Origin of the sequence: Paenibacillus sp. GYB003 (assembly GCF_036577625.1) — a bacterium.
Taxonomy (GTDB): Bacteria; Bacillota; Bacilli; order Paenibacillales; family NBRC-103111; genus Paenibacillus_AB.
In genome coordinates this window covers 13,593-34,696 of record NZ_JARBDC010000051.1, presented here as the reverse complement: position 1 = coordinate 34,696, position 21,104 = coordinate 13,593, and the positions used below count along the sequence as shown (strand labels likewise).

Annotated in this window: 26 protein-coding genes; all 26 read right to left on the bottom strand. The window is 57.1% G+C overall.

Translation table 11 applies throughout. The features are described from left to right. Positions 1 to 10: 10 nt before the first annotated feature. Positions 11 to 1,108 (bottom strand): flagellar biosynthesis protein FlhB, encoded by a 1,098-nt coding sequence (flhB, locus tag PV407_RS16925; RefSeq protein ID WP_332091102.1) that lies wholly within the window; start codon positions 1,106 to 1,108, stop codon positions 11 to 13. A 27-nt stretch (positions 1,109 to 1,135) separates the two neighbouring features. Beyond that, positions 1,136 to 1,924 (bottom strand): flagellar biosynthetic protein FliR, encoded by a 789-nt coding sequence (gene fliR, locus PV407_RS16920; RefSeq protein WP_332091101.1) that lies wholly within the window; start codon positions 1,922 to 1,924, stop codon positions 1,136 to 1,138. A 12-nt stretch (positions 1,925 to 1,936) separates the two neighbouring features. After that, complete coding sequence (gene fliQ, locus PV407_RS16915; protein ID WP_332091100.1) at positions 1,937 to 2,206, bottom strand: flagellar biosynthesis protein FliQ; 270 nt, start codon at positions 2,204 to 2,206, stop codon at positions 1,937 to 1,939. Positions 2,207 to 2,252: 46 nt separating this feature from the next. Then, on the bottom strand, positions 2,253 to 3,014 hold the full coding sequence (gene fliP / locus PV407_RS16910) for a flagellar type III secretion system pore protein FliP (protein WP_332091099.1): 762 nt from the start codon (positions 3,012 to 3,014) through the stop codon (positions 2,253 to 2,255). Further along, on the bottom strand, positions 3,011 to 3,661 hold the full coding sequence (locus tag PV407_RS16905) for a flagellar biosynthetic protein FliO (RefSeq protein WP_332091098.1): 651 nt from the start codon (positions 3,659 to 3,661) through the stop codon (positions 3,011 to 3,013). The genes fliP and PV407_RS16905 overlap by 4 nt, the downstream gene beginning before the upstream one ends. 37 nt (positions 3,662 to 3,698) lie before the next feature. Beyond that, entirely contained in the window at positions 3,699 to 4,061 is a 363-nt protein-coding gene (locus PV407_RS16900) for a response regulator (protein WP_332091097.1), read from the bottom strand. Positions 4,062 to 4,082: 21 nt separating this feature from the next. Beyond that, entirely contained in the window at positions 4,083 to 5,348 is a 1,266-nt protein-coding gene (gene fliY, locus PV407_RS16895; protein WP_332091096.1) for a flagellar motor switch phosphatase FliY, read from the bottom strand. After that, on the bottom strand, positions 5,338 to 6,336 hold the full coding sequence (gene fliM / locus PV407_RS16890) for a flagellar motor switch protein FliM (protein ID WP_332091095.1): 999 nt from the start codon (positions 6,334 to 6,336) through the stop codon (positions 5,338 to 5,340). Before fliM ends, fliY begins: the two co-directional genes overlap by 11 nt. A gap of 29 nt (positions 6,337 to 6,365) precedes the next feature. Then, on the bottom strand, positions 6,366 to 6,848 hold the full coding sequence (locus PV407_RS16885; protein WP_332091094.1) for a flagellar basal body-associated FliL family protein: 483 nt from the start codon (positions 6,846 to 6,848) through the stop codon (positions 6,366 to 6,368). A gap of 2 nt (positions 6,849 to 6,850) precedes the next feature. Next, complete coding sequence (locus PV407_RS16880) at positions 6,851 to 7,072, bottom strand: flagellar FlbD family protein (protein ID WP_332091093.1); 222 nt, start codon at positions 7,070 to 7,072, stop codon at positions 6,851 to 6,853. Between the two features lie 73 nt (positions 7,073 to 7,145). After that, complete coding sequence (locus tag PV407_RS16875; protein ID WP_332091092.1) at positions 7,146 to 7,964, bottom strand: flagellar hook-basal body complex protein; 819 nt, start codon at positions 7,962 to 7,964, stop codon at positions 7,146 to 7,148. Between the two features lie 104 nt (positions 7,965 to 8,068). Beyond that, a complete protein-coding gene (locus PV407_RS16870) occupies positions 8,069 to 8,452 on the bottom strand; it encodes a TIGR02530 family flagellar biosynthesis protein (protein ID WP_332091091.1) in 384 nt (127 codons plus the stop codon). A gap of 12 nt (positions 8,453 to 8,464) precedes the next feature. After that, positions 8,465 to 8,884, bottom strand: a complete 420-nt coding sequence (locus PV407_RS16865) for a flagellar hook capping FlgD N-terminal domain-containing protein (protein ID WP_332091090.1) — start codon at positions 8,882 to 8,884, stop codon at positions 8,465 to 8,467. Between the two features lie 33 nt (positions 8,885 to 8,917). Beyond that, positions 8,918 to 10,522 carry a flagellar hook-length control protein FliK gene (locus PV407_RS16860; protein WP_332091089.1) on the bottom strand — a complete coding sequence of 535 codons (1,605 nt, stop codon included), beginning with the start codon at positions 10,520 to 10,522 and terminating at the stop codon, positions 8,918 to 8,920. A gap of 35 nt (positions 10,523 to 10,557) precedes the next feature. Further along, positions 10,558 to 11,469, bottom strand: a complete 912-nt coding sequence (locus PV407_RS16855) for a MotE family protein (RefSeq protein WP_332091088.1) — start codon at positions 11,467 to 11,469, stop codon at positions 10,558 to 10,560. A gap of 29 nt (positions 11,470 to 11,498) precedes the next feature. After that, on the bottom strand, positions 11,499 to 11,942 hold the full coding sequence (fliJ, locus tag PV407_RS16850) for a flagellar export protein FliJ (RefSeq protein ID WP_332091087.1): 444 nt from the start codon (positions 11,940 to 11,942) through the stop codon (positions 11,499 to 11,501). 5 nt (positions 11,943 to 11,947) lie between these two features. Continuing rightward, positions 11,948 to 13,270 (bottom strand): flagellar protein export ATPase FliI, encoded by a 1,323-nt coding sequence (gene fliI / locus PV407_RS16845; protein ID WP_332091086.1) that lies wholly within the window; start codon positions 13,268 to 13,270, stop codon positions 11,948 to 11,950. Then, positions 13,263 to 14,111 (bottom strand): FliH/SctL family protein, encoded by an 849-nt coding sequence (locus PV407_RS16840; protein ID WP_332091085.1) that lies wholly within the window; start codon positions 14,109 to 14,111, stop codon positions 13,263 to 13,265. Before PV407_RS16840 ends, fliI begins: the two co-directional genes overlap by 8 nt. Further along, positions 14,104 to 15,120: a flagellar motor switch protein FliG gene (fliG, locus tag PV407_RS16835; RefSeq protein ID WP_332091084.1), complete on the bottom strand. Its 1,017-nt coding sequence runs from the start codon at positions 15,118 to 15,120 to the stop codon at positions 14,104 to 14,106. Before fliG ends, PV407_RS16840 begins: the two co-directional genes overlap by 8 nt. A gap of 12 nt (positions 15,121 to 15,132) precedes the next feature. Then, positions 15,133 to 16,719, bottom strand: coding sequence for a flagellar basal-body MS-ring/collar protein FliF (fliF, locus tag PV407_RS16830; RefSeq protein ID WP_332091083.1), 1,587 nt, complete (start codon positions 16,717 to 16,719; stop codon positions 15,133 to 15,135). A gap of 42 nt (positions 16,720 to 16,761) precedes the next feature. Continuing rightward, positions 16,762 to 17,070, bottom strand: a complete 309-nt coding sequence (fliE, locus tag PV407_RS16825) for a flagellar hook-basal body complex protein FliE (RefSeq protein WP_332091082.1) — start codon at positions 17,068 to 17,070, stop codon at positions 16,762 to 16,764. Positions 17,071 to 17,127: 57 nt separating this feature from the next. Continuing rightward, on the bottom strand, positions 17,128 to 17,577 hold the full coding sequence (gene flgC, locus PV407_RS16820; protein ID WP_332091081.1) for a flagellar basal body rod protein FlgC: 450 nt from the start codon (positions 17,575 to 17,577) through the stop codon (positions 17,128 to 17,130). 3 nt (positions 17,578 to 17,580) lie between these two features. Further along, a complete protein-coding gene (flgB, locus tag PV407_RS16815; protein WP_332091080.1) occupies positions 17,581 to 17,985 on the bottom strand; it encodes a flagellar basal body rod protein FlgB in 405 nt (134 codons plus the stop codon). 222 nt (positions 17,986 to 18,207) lie between these two features. Next, positions 18,208 to 18,987, bottom strand: coding sequence for a GTP-sensing pleiotropic transcriptional regulator CodY (codY, locus tag PV407_RS16810; protein WP_332091079.1), 780 nt, complete (start codon positions 18,985 to 18,987; stop codon positions 18,208 to 18,210). 43 nt (positions 18,988 to 19,030) lie between these two features. Then, complete coding sequence (gene hslU, locus PV407_RS16805) at positions 19,031 to 20,425, bottom strand: ATP-dependent protease ATPase subunit HslU (protein WP_332091078.1); 1,395 nt, start codon at positions 20,423 to 20,425, stop codon at positions 19,031 to 19,033. A 24-nt stretch (positions 20,426 to 20,449) separates the two neighbouring features. Next, the gene (hslV, locus tag PV407_RS16800; protein ID WP_332091077.1) at positions 20,450 to 20,989 is read right to left on the bottom strand and encodes an ATP-dependent protease subunit HslV; all 540 of its coding nucleotides are present in this window, start codon (positions 20,987 to 20,989) and stop codon (positions 20,450 to 20,452) included. Between the last annotated feature and the right edge of the window lie 115 nt (positions 20,990 to 21,104).

Here is a 21,104-nt window from a genome sequence, read left to right as displayed (position 1 = left end):
GCTTCCGGATTCAAGTGACGGTCGTTTTCCCTTTCAGCTTATATACGTAAGCCAGCACTTCGGCCACCGCCTGAAACAGATCGGCCGGAATCGTTTGCCCGATTTCGACCTGATCGTACAGCGCGCGGGCCAGCGGCTTGTTTTCCATTTTGACGATGCCGTGCTCCTCCGCCACCTGGCGAATTTTGAGCGCGATATAATCCATTCCTTTGGCGATGACGACCGGAGCTTCGGATTGCTTCGGATCGTAGCGGATCGCCACGGCGAAGTGCGTCGGGTTCGTAATGACGACGTCCGCCTTGGGCACGTCCTGCATCATCCGCTGCAGCGCCATCCGCCGCTGCTTTTCGCGGATTTTGCCCTTGATGAGCGGGTCGCCTTCGGAATTTTTGAATTCCTGCTTCACCTCGTCCTTCGACATCCGAAGGTTTTTCTCGTATTCGTACCGTTGGTACATATAGTCGAACAACGCGAGAACGAGCAGGATGACGGCGATTTCCACGCCGAGCATCAAAATGAGCCGGGCCGTGTACGAAAACGTATGAACGAGCGGCCAGCGCCCCATCTCGATCAGCTGATCGCGGGAACTCCATATCGTGTAAAAGACGACGAGTCCGATGACGGTCATTTTCAAGATCGACTTGAGCAGCTCGACGAGCGCGCGCAGCTTGAACAAATTGGCGATCCCTTTGATCGGATCGAGCTTGCTGAACGACAGCTTGAACGGCTCCGCCGTCATGAGAAAGCCGATCTGCGAATACGAAGCGAGCAGCGCCATCGCCACGGCCGCTCCGAAGATCGGGGCCAGCAGCACCATCCCTTCGAAAATAAGCCGTCCGAACAAGGACGATACGTTGTTCAGCGTCATGTCCATGTCCATATAATCGTGAAACGTCGAGACGAACAACGTTTCGATTTTCCCGCGCATCAGGGTGCCGTACCCGAACAGCAGCAACACGACGCCGAACAAAATGAGCGAGGACGGAAGCTCCATGCTTTTGGCGACCTGCCCTTTGCGGCGGGCTTCCTGCCGCTTCTTGGGCGTCGCCTTCTCCGTTTTTTCGCCGGCGAACAGCTGCAGATCGAGCGGCAGCGTAAAACGCGACACGTCATTCACCCCCAAACGGCTGCGGCATTATTTCGGCGCATTCCCGATCAGCTTCGTCAGCTGGTCGAGCGATTGGAACATGGAGCCGAACAAATCTTGAAACAAATAAACGAAGCCGGGCAGCACGAGCACGAGCAGCAAAAATCCGACGATGATTTTGATCGGGACGCCGACGACGAAAATGTTGAACTGCGGAGCGGTTTTGGATAAGATGCCGAGCCCGACGTCGGTCAAAAACAGCGCGACGACGAGCGGAGCGGACATTTGCAGCGCCATCGCGAACACGCCGGAAAACGACCGCAGCAGCGATTCGTGCACGCTCCCGCCCTCAATGGCGGCAAAAAGTCCGTTGCCGAGCGGTATCCATTCATAGCTTCGGATCAAGCCGTCGAACAAGTAATGGTGCCCGTTGAACGTCATAAACAGCAGCATCGCCAAAATAAACTTGAAATTGCCGATCAGCGGGCTTTGCGCGCCGGTCATCGGATCGATCACGTTGGCGATGCCGAGGCCCATCTGAATGTCGATGAACGAGCCGGCGATCTGCACCGCGGTGAAAAATAGGTAGGCGGTAAAGCCGAGCAGCAGCCCGACGAGCGCCTCGCGCACGATCGACAAGACGAACAGTCCGTCGATGACGGTCGGCTCTTGCAAACCCGCCGCGGGAAACGCCAAAAACGCGATGATCGCCGAAAGGCCGATTTTCCATTGCGACGGAATGCCCCGGGTCGAAAATACCGGAGCGGCCAGCATGAACGCGGTGATGCGGCAAAAAATGAGCAGCCAGTTCGGCAAGTAAGGAATCCACTGTTCCATGACGGAGGCTCCTTACCCGATAAACTTGTGCAGGTTGTCCAGCAAATGGAACGTATAGTCGACGAGCGTTTGCAGGATCCACGGTCCGAACATCAGGATGGACAGCAGGACGACGACGATTTTCGGCACGAACGCGAGCGTCTGCTCCTGAATTTGCGTGGCGGCCTGGAAAACGCTGATGAGAAGGCCTACCGCGAGCGCGAGCAGAAGCATCGGCGCGCTTGCTTTCAATACGGTATAAACGGCTTCGCCGGCGATGCGGATAACGAATTCGGAGCTCACGGCCTCCCTCTCCTTTCCGGTGTCGATTCGGCTTCCCCCGTTCCCGTTAGACGGGCGGATGGAAGCTTACGAGCAGCGACTTGACGACCAAGTACCAGCCGTCCACCAGCACGAACAGCAATATTTTGAACGGCAGCGAAATCATGACCGGCGGCAGCATCATCATACCCATCGCCATCAGCGTGCTCGAGACGACCATGTCGATGACGAGAAACGGGATGAAAATCATGAAGCCCATCTGAAACGCCGACTTCAGCTCGCTGATCGCAAACGCCGGGATGAGCGCGGTGAGCGGCGTGTCTTCGATGCCTTTCGGCTTCTCCGCCTTCGCATAGTTCAAAAACAGCATCAAATCTTTTTCGCGGGTTTGCGCCGCCATAAATTTTTTTAACGGCAGAGCCGCCTTCGTCAGCGCGTCCGATTGGGTGATTTCCCCTCTCAGGTAAGGCTGTATCGCCGTCTCGTTCATTTGAGCGATCGTGGGCGACATGACGAACAGCGTCAAAAACAGGGCGAGTCCGATCAGCACCTGGTTCGGCGGCATCTGCTGCGTACCGAGCGCCGTTCGCACGAAGCCGAGCACGATGACGATCCGGGTGAAGCTCGTCATCAGCACCAAGATCGCCGGCGCGAGACTGAGCACCGTAATGAGCAAAATAAGCGTGACCGTATTCGTCGCGCCTGCGGCTCCTTCCCCGCTGCCGATGTTGATATCGATGCCGGGGATCGGGTCGGCGGCGAACGCTTGTCCCGGATAGGACAGCCATACCGCGAGTAAAGCGACTAGCGCCGCGGCATGCCGTTTCATGGATCGAGCTTCCGGCTGTCGCGATCGGCGCCGCGATCGTCTTGCAGCAAATCTTCCATTATTTTTTTGCGGTCCGCCATATGCTTCAACTTCGACTGGAACACGCTTTGAAAAGTAGCGGCCACCTCAGTTTCATCCTCCACCGTTTGCGTCTCGCGTTTCGTCGGGCCGCCGAGCAGGTCGCGCAGCTTCTGCCAGCCGAACGCTCCCGACGCGGAGTCCGGCGACAGGCTGGCGGTGATGTACGCGATTTCCTCGGGATCGTCGATTTTGTGGATCAGCTTGACGTCGTCGCCGACTCCGAGAACGTAAAGCGACCTGCCGATTTCCACGATTTGCACCGATTTGTTCGGCCCGACCGTCAATCCCCCGAGCGAGTGGAAAACCGCACGGCCCGACGTCCAGCTCCACTTTTTTTTGGCCAAAACCTTCATAATAACCAAGAAGATGCCGATAATAAGAATAAGGAAAAAAATCACTTTCGCCATCGCGACGAACATCGCCCCGGAATCGCCGGAAGCGGCCGGCAAACCCGTTCCGGAACGAAACGGATCCGGATTCGGGCTTTCGTCCGCATAAGCGGTCGTCGCGAAGCTCCGCATGAACGCGATCGAGCATAAGGCCGCGGCGGCTAGCCCGATACGCATGCGGAGCCGTTTTGCCCGTTCCCCCGCGATCATGACGTTACCCCAACGTCTTCTTGATCGCTTCGATGACGCGGTCCGCCTGGAACGGTTTGACGATAAAATCTTTGGCGCCGGCTTGAATCGCGTCGATGACCATCGCCTGCTGACCCATGGCCGAACACATGATCACTTTCGCGCCCGCGTCGAATTTTTTGATTTCCTTCAGGGCGGCGATCCCGTCCATTTCCGGCATCGTAATGTCCATCGTGACGAGATCGGGCTTCAAATCTTTATATTTTTCCACCGCCACGGCCCCGTCCTGCGCTTCCCCGACAACCTCGTACCCGTTTTTGGTCAGGATGTCCTTAATCATCATTCGCATGAATGCTGCATCGTCTACGATTAAGATTTTGTTAGCCATTGTTCCGTCTTCCTCCCAAAATTATTGTAATTTTTGAATGCGATCCATTTGGCTGATGATGTCGGTCACGCGCACCCCGAAATTTTCGTCGATGACGACGACTTCGCCTTTGGCGATCAGCTTGTTGTTCACCAAAATATCGACCGGCTCGCCGGCAAGCTTATCGAGCTCGATAATCGATCCTTGGGAAAACTCCAATATGTCTTTGATCAGCTTCTTCGTCCTCCCCAGCTCGACCGTCACTTTGAGCGGGATATCGAGAAGCAAATTCAAATTCGTTTCGTCCGCATGAACGGAAGGACCGCCCAGGCTGGAAAATTGCGCCGGCTGCACGTTGACGCTGCGACCGGGAACGCCTCCGTAGTTGGCCGGAATATGCGGCTGCTGCATCATCGGCTGCTGCGGCATTTGCTGCTGGTACATGATCGGCTGCTGCGCGTACGGATCCTCGTAATGCGGCCCGGGCATTTGCGGCGCCGGCGCAGGGTTCGCGTAGCCGGGCGTCGGTTCCGGTTTCGGCGTTGGCGGCGGCGTTTGAGCCGGTGCCGATGCGGCCGGAGCGGGCGCAGGCGCGGGCGGTTGGTCCATGCCGCTGCCGCCGAGCAGCGTCGAAACCATATCTTTCGCGAACGATACCGGAAGCAGCTGCATGAGCGTCGAATCGATCAAATCGCCGATAATGAGCCGGAACGATATTTTGACGAACACGTCTTCGCGCGGCAGCTGCTCTTTGCCTTCCCCGTTTTGCAGGTCCAGAATGTTGATGCCGGGGGGAGAAATGTTGACGAACCGGTTGAATATGGTCGACATGGACGTCGCCGACGAGCCCATCATCTGATTCATCGCTTCCTGAACGGCGCTGATATGAATGTCCGAAAGCTCCATATCGTCCGTCACGTTGCCCGTGCCGCCCATCATCAGATCGGCGATCACCTGCGCGTCCCTCGTTTTGATGACGAGCAAGTTGATGCCGTCGAAGCCGTCGACGTAGTTGACGTGAATGGCGACATGCGGCTTCGGGAACTCGTACTCGAGCTCCGCGCGGGCGATGACCGACACTTTCGGCGTCGTGATATCGACCTTTTTGCCGAGAAGCGTCGATAGGGCGGTCGCCGCGCTGCCGAACGTGATGTTGCCGATTTCCCCCAATGCGTCCTGCTCGATCGGGCTGAGGTAATCGTCTACCGAAGGACCGCCGACCGACAACGAACCGCCGCCGAAATCTTCGCTCGTCTGCCGGAGCAGGGCGTCGATTTCCTCCTGCGATAAATAATCTTTACTCGTCATGTTCTTCTTCCCCTTCGCTGACAATCTCCGTGATTTGCACGGCGAGTTTGTCTTTAACGGTTCCCGGACTTCCGATAAATTTGAGTTTATCCCCTACTTTGATATGCAGCCCTTCGTCAACCTGCTTGTTTAAAGAAATGACGTCCCCGGCGGCCAAATGCAAAAACTCTTTGACGGTAATGACCGATTCGCCGAGCTCCGCGATGACCGGAAGCTTCGCCTTGTAAACCCGTTCCTGCAGCGCCTCCACTTCTTCCGGAGCGCGGCTTTTGCGTTGGGACAAAAATTGGTGATGCACGGACAATCGCGGCATGATCGGCTCGATGACGACGTGCGGAATACAAAGGTTGATCATTCCCGACGTATCGCCGATTTTCGTCGTAAGCGATATGAGCGCGATCGTTTCGTTCGGCGAAACGATTTGCATGAACTGCGGATTCGTCTCCAGCGCCTCCAGCCTCGGCGACAAGTCGATGACCGTTTTCCAGGCTTCCTGCAGGCTGTCGAACGCCCGGCTGAAAATGCGCTCCATGACGATCGTTTCGATTTCCGTCAGCGCGTTGATTTTGGGAGGCGAGCTGCCGGGCCCTCCGAGCATCCGGTCCAGCATCGCAAAGGCGACGTTCGGATGCACCTCCAGCACCATGCGTCCTTCGAGCGGCTCCGCCTCGAATATATTTAAAATCGTCATTTTCGGTATGGATCGTATGAACTCGTCGTACGGCAGCTGCTCCACCTGGACGACGTTGATTTGCACGAACGTCCGAAGCTGCGCCGAAAAATAAGTGGTCAAATAACGGGCGAAATTTTCATGAATTCGCGTCAAGCTGCGAATATGGTCTTTCGAAAACCGGACGGCGCGTTTAAAGTCGTACGCGCGCACCTTTTTCTGCGTTTCTTCCTTTTTCAGCTCCTCGGCGTCCATTTCGCCGGACGACAGCGCCGCGAGCAGGGCGTCGATTTCGTTTTGCGATAGTACGTCTACCAATTCCATCACCCCCTTATCCGCGGCTACGCTTAATTACTCACGATGTTGATGTCCGTAATGTCGACACGCACCAATTTACCTTTGGATAAAATCGGGTTTATTTTGTTAATAAGCGTCGTACTGATCAAATCTTGGCCTTTGGAGCCGCTGGCCTGCTCCGCGGTCAAATCGGCGAGCGTCTGCAGGATGATCGCCCGGACCCGCGGCGTAAGCAGCTCGAATTCCTCTTTCGCCTTGGCATTGTCGAGCAAGAAGGAGAAGCTCACTTTGACGTAATGTTTACCCGTCAAGTTGGTCAAAATCTCTTTGATTTCCACGCTGTTTTCTTTTTCCTGCTGCGCGGTCATCTTTTTGGCCTTCACGTCTTCGACCGAATTGGCGGCTTTCTCCAGCGGGTCGCTCGGCTGCGATTTCGCGTCCAAATATTCCCACAGGATAAAGCTGGCGAGCGCGATCAACGTGATGGCGATGAGGATCATGATTAACCATTGCAGCATTTTGTTCTTGAACATGACTATGAGCCCCCCGGGTCATTATTCTTAACGGCGACTCGGATCGATCCGATCTGGTTCATGTACGCTTTCACCAAGCTTACGACGTCCGATACGTTCTCGGTTACGATAAATTTTTTCCCGGTCGTCAGCGTGATGAGCGTGTCCGGCGTTTCTTCGATCGTCTCGATCAACAAAGCGTTAATGGTCAGCTTGCTGCCGTTGAGTCTCGTTACCGGTATCATGGCTTCCCTCCCGTCATCCGCGCTGCGGCTTGCCGGCGGCGAGGGGGAGACCCCCTCGCCCCGTCAACCGTCGTTATCGTTTCAAGCCGAGCACTTCCTGCAGCACTTCGTCCGATGTCGTAATGATTTTGGAGTTCGCCTGGAAGCCGCGCTGCGCGACGATCATTTCCGTAAATTCGCCGGTCAGGTCGACGTTCGACATTTCCAGCTGTCCGGAAATGATCGCCCCCGTACCGACGGCGGGATCGTTCGGAGCGGAGAAGACGATGTCGCCTTCCATCGCGTTCGGGGTGACCCGGTACATATTGCCTCCGACCTTCTCCAGGCCGGACGGGTTCGTCACTTTGACGAGCGCGATTTGCATCCCGTCGATCGGCGCCGACGTGCCGTCGACGTTGACGCCGATGAACTGGCCGTTCTGGTCGATCGAGAACGCGGTAACGGCCGCCGTATCGATGGCCGGCAACACGTCGTCGGCGCCCATTACCCGGTATCCGTCGGACGTTACGATTTGGCCCGCCGCGTCAATCTTGAAGTTGCCGTCGCGGGTCAAGAAAATGCCGCCGTCCTCGCCGTCGCGAACGGCGAAAAATCCGTCGCCGTCGATGCGCACGTCGGTTACGACGTTTGTCGTCATCGCGCTTCCCGGCGTATGAATCGTGTCGATGGCGGCCAGCGTCACGCCGAGTCCGATCTGTTTGGCGTTCACGCCGCCGTTGCCGTCGAGAGGCGCCGTTACGCCGGCTACGGTTTGGCTCAAAATGTCCTTGAACATCGCGCGGCTGCCTTTGAAGCCGATCGTATTGACGTTCGCGATATTGTTGCCGATAACGTCCAGCTTCGTTTGAAAGCCTCTCATCCCGGATACGCCGGAATATAGCGATCTAAGCATTCGGGTTCCTCCTAAACGTTATGTACATGCGGTCGGTATGGGCCGCTTCAAGCGATCCGCAGCCCCAGGCTTCCGTATGAGGGCCGGCCTGTAAAAAAACGGGTTTAAATGATGACGGCGCTGTCGATTTGCGTGAACACGTTGTCCTTCATCGCCGAGCCGTCCATCGCGGTGACGATCGTTTTGCTCTTCACATTGACGATCATCGCCATATTGTCCATCAAAATTAACGATTCCTTCGCGCCTTTGGCCGCCGCCTTCTCGATCGCCGAACCGATTTTATCCATCTGCTCCGGTTTCAGCTCGATTCCGCGCTGCTGCAGCCGGACGCCGGCGTGGTGACTGATCCGCACGAGGCTGTCGCTGAGCACGTCCTGAAACGACGGGGCCGTGTTTTTAGGACGTACGCCCGCATCGAATCGTTTCGCGGACGCGGCCGGCGTAACGGCGTTCGGGTACAGTTGTCCGACTGTCATTCGATCGGTCATGGCAAACACCTGCTAATTTTTAATCTCGGTTATTTGATCGACCGGCACTTCGTTTTCGCCGACGAGGGCGAACTGCTTGTTGTCTTTCAGCTTGATCGATTCGACGACGCCGGACATATTCTGTTCGTCCCCGTTCGAATCGACCTTCGTCCATCCGATCGTTTTGCCGATCAGCGCCGAGCTGAAGCCGATCGATTGGCGCAGCAGCTTCATTTCGCCGGCCATGTTGGTAAGCTGCTCGACCGATGTGAACGTCGCCATCTGCGCGATGAATTCTTTATCCTGAAGCGGCTGCGTCGGATCCTGGTTCGACAGCTGGGTGACCAATATTTTCAAAAATTCGTCTTTTCCCAGGCTGCTCGAGCCGGTTTTCTGCTTCTCGACGCCATTTTTGTAATAATACGTTCCGTTCGAAACGGCAACTGTTGCCAATCGAAATCCCTCCAAATGGACGATGACGTGCGGTTAAGCCGTAACGTCGAAGCCGTCCGCCGCTTTCGGTCCGATACCGGCCGCGCTTTCCAGCTGCTTCAAGAAATCGCCCGCCGATTCGCCTCCGTCCGCGGACTCTTGCTTCCCTCTGCGATCGGACTGCGACTGCCGCTGCTCTCCGGCATCCTGGAACGCGCCGTTTTGCTGCGGATCGTACAACGTCACTTCAAGCCGGTCGACCTGGAGCCCCTGCGTCTGCAGCATCGCTCTCAGCTGCGACAGCTGGCCTTCGAGCATTTCTTTGCCGTGAGCCGAGTCCGCCGCGAATTGGGCGACGACTTGACCGTTATGCATCGTCACTTTGACGTCGACATGCCCGAGATGCTCCGGCATAAGCGTAATCCGCACTTCCGACAGCCCGCCGGCCGCGCTTACCTTCAACGATTTGAGCGCTTGCGCCATCTCGTCCGCGAACCGGTCGGCATGAACGACATGCGTTTGCGGTTGCGGTTGGGTTTGAGCCGTCGCCGCCGTCACATGGCGGGCCGCATGATGCGCCTGCAGCGGCATTCCGTCCGCGCCGTCCGCATTCGTCTCCGCCGCTTCGGCTTGCAGCGCTTCGACCGACTCCCGCTCGCCGCCGGATTGAACCGTCGCGATATGAGGCAGAAGGCTTGCCTTCGCCGCGAGCGCCTCAAGCCGCTCCTTCAGGTCGGCTGCGCGAAGCAGCGTTTGCGGGACGACCGCCGTTTTGTGCGGCATGCCGCTTTCCGCCTGCTTCGGTTTGGCCGGTGTCGGAAACGGGATAACCGCCGCGCCGTTCGTATGTCCGGCTGCCAACGGATCGGCATTCGCCTGAACCGCGGCTTGGAGCTGCGCTGTGCCGCTTGCGGATGATACGTTCCTCTCCAGGACGTCGGTTTGAATCATCTGCTCGAACGTTTTTACGAGGCCGATCAATTCCGGCTCGTCCGGATTCGTTTTCGCCAGCTCCGCCAGCTGCCTCAGCGTTTGGAGCAAGTCCGCCGTCCGTTCGGTACGGGCAGCGTCCGGTTCGATCGTTTCGATTGATATCGAAGCTTGTTCCGCCTGATCGTCGGACCGCGGCTCGACCGGCTGCCATTGCGTTACGATCGCTTGGGCCAAATCCGATAAAGCCATCATGTCGTTCAAAACGTCTTCCTTATCGCCCGATTGCCCGTCTTGCAAGCCGTCGAGCCAGCTCGCGAGCAGGTCGCCGGGCTTCGGATCGCCGGACGCCGAATCGCCCTGCAGCAGCTTCTCCAGCATGCCGATCAGCATGGCGCCGGTCAGCTCGGAGCGGTTCGAGCCGTTCGCATCCGTCTGTAAGCCCGCGTCCGTCCGTCCGATCAAGCCGGCCAGCAGTTCGCCGAGCTGCGAATCGCGATCGCCCGCTTCCGCCGACATCACCTTCGCGAACAATCCTGCCGGCAGCATGCCCGTCAGCTCCGAAGAACCGGCCGCCTGTTGACCGAGCAGCGCATGAACGAGCGCTGCGGCAAATCCCGCGTCGCCGCCGAAGCCGTTCGCCCCCGTCCCTTTGGCCGTTCCGACGCCTGAACCGAAGCCGACGCCCGGCTGCAACGAATTCGGCGACATGAACGATACGTTTATCATAGGTTTCACCTCCTTTCACGAGAAGGCCGTAACGGTCACTCCGCCAGCTTCGCGCTCAGCGCGGCGGCCGTCTGCTTGTTCGCGTCCGATATCGCGGCGAGCACCTTCGCCCGCCCCGCATTGTCCATCGCCTTCAAAATGTCGAGCACCCGCGTTTGATTCGTGCCGTACATTTCGATCAAAATCGTTGCCGCGCTTTTCGGCACCATCTGGGAAAACGTTTGGCCGAGATTGTCCTTCGTCATCGACGGCGCCGCCTTTTGCTCCTGCTGCTTGTTGACGTCGAGCCGCTCCTGGAGCGCCGCGATTTGCAAATCTTTGACGGGCACGACGTCCTTGAGCTGGATCGACGTTTCCGCGGCGACGGCCGGCGTCATTCTTTCGAGCACTTTGCCGCGGTCGGCCGGCTTCATTTCGCTCAGCACGAGCGCCCGCTCCTTCAGCGTGAGCGCCTCCAAAATCGGGGCCGACTTGCTCGGCATCATTCCCGCATAGATGGAAGCGAGCTGCTGCGTCTGCGCCCGGTACTCTTCGTCCGTTTGCGTTTTCGTCTTCAGCTTTTCTTCCAGGTCGGTCACCTGCGTTTTCAGCTCTTTGATCGTTTGATCTTTTTGCTGGCTTTGCGCCGTCGCGCTTTCCAGATCGGACTGGGCTTTGGCCAGCTGCGCCTTCAGCTGCTCGAGCGCGGCGGAATCGGATTCCGGCGCGGCGGCCGTTCCCGACGTCGCGGACGGGAGCGTCACTTTCTCTTTCGTTTTCGGATCGGGCACGAATTTCTCCAACACGGGAACTTTGTTGGCCGCTCTCAGCACGCCGTTCATCACGTTGGAATCGAACAGCATGAACATGACGCCGAGCAGCACGAGCGTGAAAATGATCGGAGTCGCGAAAAACAAAAACCGTTCGAACGCTCCGTATGAAGATTTCTCCGCTTCCGTATTCGCCATGTCGCTAGGGCCACCTTTCCGTATGTAAGCTAACCGATCGTCTGTACGCGGCGGGTAAGGGCGATTTCGTCCAACTCTTCCTGTTCTTTTTTGAGCAGCGCCGCGGTAAACTGCAGCTTCGCCTTTTCTTTCGCTTTCGTCCACACTTTTTCTTCCATGATTTTGCCGGTTAGCGCCTGCTGCTTTTCCGCGACGTTCGCTTCCGCGCGCTCGACGTCCTTCGATTTCGTTCGCATTTGCCGGTCGAGGCTTTGCATGTAAAGCTCGAGCAGCTGAATTTGCGAAATCGTCGTCCGGCGCGACGAAGCGAGCTCAAGCTCCTCGCTCGCCCGCCCGTATTCGTCCGACAGCGCCGACAGCGCCTGCCGCTCTTGCCGCAGCTCGCCGATCGCTTCGGACAGCAGCCATTCGGCCTGCTCCTTCTCGTTCGTTTTCAAATCCAGCAATTTTTGCAACGGATATCGGAATCGCATGCGTGTCAGCCTCCGCCGAATTGGTCGATCAACTGCTTGCAAGCTTCGTCATAGCTAATTTTTTCGCTCGTCTTTTGCCGCAAAAAATCCCAGATCGTCTGAATATAATCGAGAGAACGGTCAATTTCTTCGTTGGACCCTCTCTGGTACGCCCCGATATTGATCAAGTCCTCCGAATCTTTATAGGTAGCAAGCAGCCGCTTTAACCGGTCGGCCGCGTCCGTCTGCCGCTCCGAAACGATTTCTTTCATGCAGCGGCTGACGCTGGCCAGCACGTTGATAGCCGGATAATGGCCGCGATGGGCGAGACTTCGGTCAAGCACGATATGGCCGTCCAAAATGCCGCGAACCGTGTCGGCGATCGGCTCGTTCATGTCGTCGCCGTCGACGAGCACCGTATAAAACGCCGTTATCGACCCTTTCGGTCCGGTACCGGCTCTTTCGAGCAGCTTCGGCAAGCTCGCGAATACCGACGGCGTGTACCCTCTTGTCGCCGGCGGCTCCCCGATGGCGAGCCCGACTTCGCGAAGCGCCATCGCGTATCGCGTGACGGAATCCATCATCAGCATGACGTTGAGACCGCGGTCGCGAAAATATTCGGCGATCGACGTCGCGATCAAAGCGCCTTTCATCCGGATCAAGGCCGGCTGGTCGGACGTCGCGACGACGACGACGGAACGGGCGAGCCCTTCCGGCCCGAGATCCCGTTCGATGAAGTCGAGCACTTCCCGTCCGCGCTCGCCGATCAAGCCGATGACGTTGACATCCGCCGACGTGTTGCGGGCGATCATGCCCATCAGCGTGCTTTTCCCGACGCCCGAGCCGGCGAAAATGCCGACGCGCTGGCCTTTGCCGAGCGTGAGCAAGCCGTCGATGCAGCGGACGCCGACGCTGATCGGCTCGCGGACGCGCGGACGCTTGAGCGGATTGTTCACGGCGGCGTTGGTCGAGTAGTGCGCCATACGCGCCGGCAAGTACGAGCCGTCGAGCGGCTGTCCGAGTCCGTCCAGCACCTTGCCGAGCAGCTCGTGCCCGACCTGCACCGTCAGCGGCTTCCCGGTCCCGACCACGTCGCAGCCCGGGCCGATCGAATGCAGCTCGCCGAGCGGCATCAGCAGCACTTTGTTGTTGCGAAACCCGACCACCTCGGCTTTGAGCGGCTGCGCCGATTTGTACGGATAGATGTAACAAACGTCGCCTACGCTGGCGTCCGGACCTTCGGATTCCACCGTCAGGCCGATCACCTGCGTCACTTTGCCGTTGACCCGAATCGGATCGATATGGCGCAAAAAGTCGACATACTTGCGCGCGGCGGGAGCGTCACTCATAATCGTCAGCTCCTTCGCTTCGAAGGGCGATCTGCTGCAGCCCTTTCTTGATTTCGTTCAGCTGCGTGTCGATTCTCGCATCGATGCTGCCGAACGACGACCGGATGACGCAGCCGAAGTCGCGGACGGTCGGATCGGGAATGATTTGCAGTTCGGCTTGCGAATCGATCGCCAGCATCAGCTCTTCCCGCGCGTCGACGACGAATTGGAAATGCTCGGCGGACACGCACAGCGTAATAATGCCCTGCTCCCGCCGGCGAAGCAGCACTTGTTGGATCAGCTCGATCGTCCATTCCGGCTCCACGGACAGCTGACGGCCTACGATCTTTTCCGCGATCGCGCAGCTCAGCTCGATCAGAAACGGCTCCGATTCTTGAATGAGCTGATGCTTCAAACGGACGGCGCTCTCGATGATCGTCCGCGCCTCGCCGAGCAGCTGTTCGTACTGCTCGCGCACTTGCGCCTCCGCTTCGGCGTAGCCTTGAGCGTAGCCGCTTTGGCGGCCGGCTTCGACCGCTTCGGCCGATTTGCGTTCGTCGTCGGCCCGGCGTTCGGCCCACCAAGCTTCGATTTGTTCGTTCGCTTCCTTGCGGATCCGGTTCGCGTCTTCGTTCGCCTGCGCGACGACGGATTCGGCGAACAGTTCGGCATCGCGTATAATTCGTTCCTTCGCGGCGATCGCCTCGGCGATTTCGGAAGCGGCGGCTTCCCCGTCGGGACCGTTCTCGTCGATCGGCTCTTCGGCATTCGCTTCGGCGGCGTTCGCCTCCCGCGACGCGGCGGCGATCAGCTTTTTATCGTCGAGCGGAACGTAATGGGTCGCTTTGATGACGTTAGACAATGATATCGTCTCCTCCGCCGCGAGCGATAATGATTTCCCCCGCTTCTTCCAGGCGGCGGATCGTCGCCACGATGCGGGTTTGCGCTTCTTCTACGTCGCGCAGCCGGACCGGTCCCATATATTCCATCTCTTCGCGGAACGTTTCGGCCATCCGTTTCGACATGTTGCGGAAAATGACCTCCCGCACTTCCTCGCTCGCCACTTTAAGCGCGAGCTGCAGATCGGCGTTTTCGATATCGCGAATAATGCGCTGGATCGAACGGTTGTCGATGTTGACGATATCTTCGAAGACGAACATCCGTTTTTTGATTTCTTCGGCGAGCTCGGGGTCCTGAATTTCCAGCGAATCGAGAATGGTCCGCTCCGTTCCCCGATCGACCCCGTTCAAAATTTGCACGATCGCTTCGATGCCGCCCGCGGTCGTATAGTCCGTCGTCACGGTAGAAGACAGCTTCTGCTCCAGTACCCGCTCGACCTGGTTGATCACTTCCGGAGAAGTCGAATCCATCAGGGCGATCCGCTTCGCCACGTCCGCCTGTTTATCCTGCGGCAGCGAAGACAGGATGATCGACGCTTGGTCCGGCTGCAAATACGATAAAATAAGGGCGATCGTTTGCGAGTTTTCGTTCTGGATGAAGTTCAAAATTTGCGCCGGATCCGCTTTGCGGGCGAAATCGAACGGCCGCACCTGAAGCGTGGCCGTCAGCCGGTTAATGATATCCATCGCGCGGCTCGTGCCGAGCGCTTTCTCCAAAATTTCCTTGGCGTACTGAATGCCGCCCTGGGAAATGTACTCCTGCACCATACAGATTTGATGAAATTCGGCGAGGATTGCTTCTTTCTCGGCGGTATCCACTTTTCGCACGTTGGCGATTTCCAGCGTCAGCTGCTCGATCTCCTCTTCGCGCAAATGCTTGAAGATTTGTGCGGACACTTCCGGCCCGAGACTGATGAGCAAAATGGCGGCCTTTTGTCGCCCTGTCAGTCCTTGCTGCACCGCTTTTGCCACCGTAGACCCCCCTTATTCATCCACTAACCACGTGCGCAGCAAATTGACGAACTCCTCCGGCTTTTTCTTCGCGAGTCCTTCCAGCTGTTTGCGTATTTGGTTTTCGTTCGAAACGTTGTCGATATCGATCGTCGGCAGCTCGACCTTCGTAGGCGGCGACAGCTCCTCTTCGACCAGTTCCAGCTGCTTTTGCTTTCTTCGTCTGATCATATAACCGGCCGCGCCCGCGACGGCCATCGCGGCGACGCCGATGCCGCCCCACATCCAGTAGTTGACGCCGGCCGGCTCGGTTCCCGTCGCAACCGCGAACGGTTGGGCGAACAGCGTCACTTTTTTGGCGATATCCGCATCGGTAAACGTTTGTCCGCTGTCCGCAAGCGTCGCCGAAACGATGCTGACGAGCGTCTTTTGAATGTTGTCCTTCATTTCCTGCGTGAGCGAGTTCGGATCGTTTTTGATCGGCGGCTCGATTCCGACACTTATCGACAAATCTTTTACGATAAAAGGACTCGAAACGATCTCGTTGGCGATCCGATTCACCTCGTAGTTGACGATTCGGTTCGTTTCTTCCGACTGCGAGGAGCCTCCCGCATTTTGACCGCCCTGGTAGGTCGGAACGTCCGTGTTGGCCGTTCCCGGCACTCCGCCGTTCGACGCGCCGTTGCTCGTGGCCGATTTGTTGTTTTCCTGCACGCTGATCTCGATGCCTCTGCCGTCCGCCGCATTGACCGGCGTCACGAGGTTTTGCTTGCTCGTCTTCTGGTCGAAATTGAGCGTCGATACGACGCTGACGACGACTTTGTCGGGCGCATACATTTTTCCGAGCAAACTCATTATATTTTTTTGCAATTCGTTTTGGAACTGGTTTCTGACTTGGAATTGCTGCTGAATTTGATTCGACGTCCCGGCGATGGCGCCGTTCGTTTTCGAATAGGGGAGCAGCTCGCCGTTTTGGTTGGAAATCGTAATGTTTTCGTATTTCAGCTTCGGAATCGTTTTGGCGACGAGATTGTACATCGTGTCGATTTGCGCTTGGTCGAACCGGTATCCGTTTTCGATTGTGAGCACGACCGACGCGGTCGACTCCTGCGGCTGCGTGGACAAAAACGCGCTTTCCTTCGGCACCGTGATGAGCACTTTCGAGCTGGCGACGCCGTTGATCTGATTGAACATTTGCTGGATTTCGCCCTGCATCGCGTTGATCAGCTTGACGTTGAATTCGTTGTCCGACATGCCGAACGTGTTGCTGCCCTCGAATGCGCCGTAACCGAGCGATCCGTTTTTGTTGAGGCCTTGCGATTCGACGTCCAGCTTGATCGAAGGCGCCTGGCTGGCGGGAACTTCGATCGACGTTCCGTCCGGCGAAAGCTTGTAAGGGATTTTCGAATCGTCCAAATATTTTTTGATGCTCGCGGCGTCGTTCGGCTGCAAATTGCGGAACGCCGTCACGTATTCGGTCTTCGATAAATTGATCGATGTCAGGATGACAACCGCAAGCAAGATCGCGATTGTACCGAGCACCATGTACTTCTGATTTCTGCTAAGCTGTTTCCAATATTGAGCCGCTTTGTCTCGATATTGGACAAGTGTCTCGTTCACTATGTCACCCCGCCCGGGAATCTGCTGCGACTTGTAGCGCGTTTAAATTTGCGTTCTCATGACCTCCTGATACGCCTCGATCACTTTATTGCGAATCTGTACGGTCATCTCCAGGCTGAGCGAAAGCTTCTCCGCGGCGATCGTCAGCCGGTGGGCGTCGGCGATTTCTCCGGTGACGAACTTGTCGTTAAGCGTATCCAGTGCGGCCTGCTGCTTGTTCAAGCCGTTCATCGCGTCGTTTAAAAACGAGCCGAAATCTTTGGCGATTTTGGCGGCGCCGTCGCTTCCGGCCGTCTTGGCGTCCAAGGAAACGAGCGGTTTTTTGGGCAAAAACCCGATTTGATCGATCATGCTTCGGGACCTCCGTATGTATGCGAATAGCGTCGTGCGTTATGTCGAATAGCCGGTTTATTTGCCGATTTCGAGCGCCTTGGCGATCATCGCCTTCGTCGCGTTCAAGGCGGTAACGTTCGCCTCGTACGATCTTGTGGCCGACATCATGTCGACCATTTCCTTCAAAAGGTCGACGTTCGGCATTTCCACGTAGCCTCTCTCGTCCGCATCCGGATGCGTCGGATTGTATACCTGCTTGAAGGGCGCCTCGTCCTCGAAGACGCGCGACACCCGAACCCCTTCGCCGCTCTCTCCCTGCATCGACCGTTCGAGCAGCTTGGCAAAGGACGACGGCTCCTTCGCTTCCATGACGACAAGCTTGCGCTGATACGGCACCCATCTGCCGTCGACAAGCTTCGCGCGCGTCGTGTCGGCGTTGGCGATGTTCGACGAGATGACGTCCATCCGGAATCGCTGCGCGGTTAAGGCGGAGGAGCTGATATCGAATCCGTTCGTCAATTTCATCCGTTATCTCCCCCCGTTCAAGGCGGTACGGTAATGTTTGAGCTCATGGCCGACCTGGCCGATCAGAACATTGTACCGAAGCTGGTTTTTCGCGAGCAGCGTCATCTCGTAGTCGATGTCGACGTTGTTCAGGTTGTTGTTCATCATCGTCTTCTCGTCCGTCGCCACCTCGGGTAGCGCGGGCACGGCCGCCGTTCCGATCGGAATATGCCTGGGGTCGGTCCTTCTCCCTTGAATCGACGTTTTTTTCAATTCCTTCGACAGCAGATCTTCGAACAAAACGTCGGATCGTTTAAAGTATGGCGTGTCGACATTTGCGACGTTATTCGATATCACTTTTTGTCGAAAAGTGGCCGCATCCAGCGTCCTTTCCATCAAATTCAGGCTCGGACTGTCCCAAAAAGCCATTCCAAATACCCACTTTCGCATAAAAAGTTATGTAACTTTATTCTTCGCGCTTTACGGTTTTCCTTCTGTCATATGCGATTTCGACTAAAAAAAGTTTTGTAAAATGTCTATTTTTGTAACAATGCGGACCATATATATATTCCATCTATACTTAAAAGTTTACAATAAGCAAAAAGCCCTATCTTTCCAAAAGATAGGACTTTGACCCAAACGAATGTCGATTTACGCTCTGGCGTTCGCCACGCTTTGCATCAACTGATCGTTCAATATTTTAATGTACGTCCCTTTCATGCCGAGCGACCGCGTTTCGATAACGCCGGCGCTTTCCAGCTTGCGGAGCGCGTTGACGATGACGGAGCGGGTAATGCCGACACGGTCGGCTATTTTGCTCGCGACGAGGAGCCCTTCCTTTTCCTTCAGCTCTTCGATAATGTGGTCGACCGCTTCCATCTCGCTGTACGACAGCGAATTGACCGCCACCTGGACGGCCGCCTTGCTTCTCGCGTCCAGCTCGATTTCCTCCGCATGCTCGCGCAAAATTTCCATCCCGACGATCGTCGAGCCGTATTCCGCCATGATGAGGTCGTCGTCGATGAACGCTTCCCCGCTGCGCGTCAGGACGACCGTACCGAGACGGTCGCCGCCGCCGATGATCGGTATGATCGTCACGTGCGCCTCGTCGAAGAACGAATGGATTTTGTCCGTAAACATGCGGTACGGGCTGTCCGTATCGCCGTTCGACGACGTTTCTTCGATTTTTTTCAGCACGTTGTTGTATTCTTCCGGCAGTCTGCGGTTTTCCACGATCATCTCGTGCAGCGCTTCGTTCGAAAACGGCCCCGCCGCCGCGTAGCCGAGAATTTTCCCTTTGCGGCTGACGACGAAAATGCTCGCCGCGATCAAATCGCGCAGCACCTCCGACATTTCCATGAAACTGACCGCGTTGCCGGCCGCCTTTTGCAGCAGACGGTTCAAGCTTCGGGTCTTGCTAAGTAAACTCATGATCAAGCCTCCCGGTATTGCAATCGGTCGCCGGAACGGACGTCTATAAAATATATTGGCTCAAATCGCGATTTTGGGCGATGCCCGCCACCTTCTCGCGCACGTATTCCGGCGTAATCAAAATATGGTCGAGCGTAATGTCCGGCGCTTCGAACGACAAATCTTCGAGCAGCTTCTCCAAAATCGTATGCAGCCTGCGCGCGCCGATATTGTCCGTATGCTGGTTCACTTCGGCGGCGATTTTCGCCAGCTCCGCAATCGCCTCGTCGGAAAATTCGACGCGGATGCCTTCCGTTTCCAGCAACGCCGTGTACTGCTTCGTCAATGCGTTTTGCGGCTCGGTCAAAATGAGCACGAAATCTTCCTGGGTCAAATTGGCCAGCTCCACGCGAATCGGAAAACGGCCCTGCAGCTCCGGAATGAGGTCCGAAGGCTTGGCGATATGGAAGGCGCCGGCCGCCACGAACAGCACGTAATCCGTTTTGACCGGACCGTACTTGGTCATGATCGTCGAGCCTTCCACGATCGGCAAAATGTCGCGCTGCACGCCCTCGCGGGAAACGTCCGGTCCGCCGCCGCGTCCGGAGCTGGCGATTTTGTCGATTTCGTCGATAAAGATGATGCCGGATTGTTCGGCCCGCTTGATCGACTCCTGAATCACTTCGTCCATGTCGAGCAGCTTCTGCGCTTCCTCCTGGATGAGCACCTGGCGCGCTTCCTTCACGGGCAGCTTGCGCTTCTTCGTCCGCTTCGGCAGCAAATTGCCGAACATCTCCTGCATGTTCATGCCCATCTGCTCGTTGCCTTGACCGGCGAACATGTCCAGCATCGAAGGCGCGGCGTCCTCGACTTCGATTTCGACGATTTGCTCCTCGAGCTCGCCCCGAAGCAGCTTCTCCTTCAGCTGCTGGCGGCGCTGCGCAAGCGCCGGATCCGGTTCGTCCTTGTCCGCGTTTCCTTGATTGCCGCCGCTGAACAGCATCTCGAGCGGGTTGCGCTGCGTTTTGGCGGACGACGCCGAAGGAGCCAGCAGGACGACGAGCCGATCGTTCGCGAGCTGCTCCGCCTTGTCTTTCAGCTTCTCCGTTTTTTCCGCCTTCACCATGCGGATCGCCGTCTCGACCAAATCGCGCACCATCGATTCCACGTCCCGTCCGACGTAGCCGACTTCGGTAAATTTGGTCGCTTCGACTTTGACGAACGGAGCGTTAACGAGCTTTGCCAGCCGGCGGGCGATTTCCGTTTTGCCGACGCCGGTCGGTCCGATCATCAAAATGTTTTTCGGCACGATTTCGTCGCGCATCGCTTCGCTCAGCAAATTGCGCCGGTACCGGTTGCGGAGCGCGACCGCGACCGACTTCTTCGCCTGCTTCTGGCCGATGATGTATTTGTCGAGTTCCGCAACGATTTGCCTGGGCGTCAGTAGGCGATTGTCCATGAAAGTCCCTCCCGGTTGGACGCGTTATATGTCTTCCACGATAATGTTCCGGTTTGTGAACACGCAAATATCCGCCGCCGTCTCCAGCGACGCCCTCGCGATCTCGCTTGCGGTCAGCTGCGGCGCGAACCGTTTCAAGGCGCGTCCCGCGGCGAGCGCGAAGCTGCCGCCCGAGCCGATCGCCAAAATGCCGTCGTCGGGCTCGATGATTTCGCCGTTGCCCGATATAAGCAGCAAGCTTTGCGCGTCCATGACGATCATCATCGCCTCGAGACGGCGCAGCACGCGGTCCGACCGCCAATCTTTCGCCAGCTCGACCGCCGAGCGGAGCAAATTGCCCTGATGCTCCTCCAGCTTCGCCTCGAACTTTTCAAACAGCGTAATCGCATCCGCGACGGAGCCGGCGAAACCGGCGACAACTTTTCCTCTGTACAGGCGGCGCACTTTTTTCGCCTGCGACTTCATGACCATGCTGTTGCCGAATGTTACCTGGCCGTCGCCGGCGATCGCCCCTTTGCCTTCGTGACGAATCGCGAATATCGTCGTGGCGTGAAACTCGCTCAAGCTAAGGTCCCCCTCCCTGTCTCGTATGTATCGACGTAGGCGAACAAAGAAGAAACAGCACCAAACGTTCAATCTGCTGCTGTTTCCGAGATTCGGTTCTAATTTGCGTTTCTGG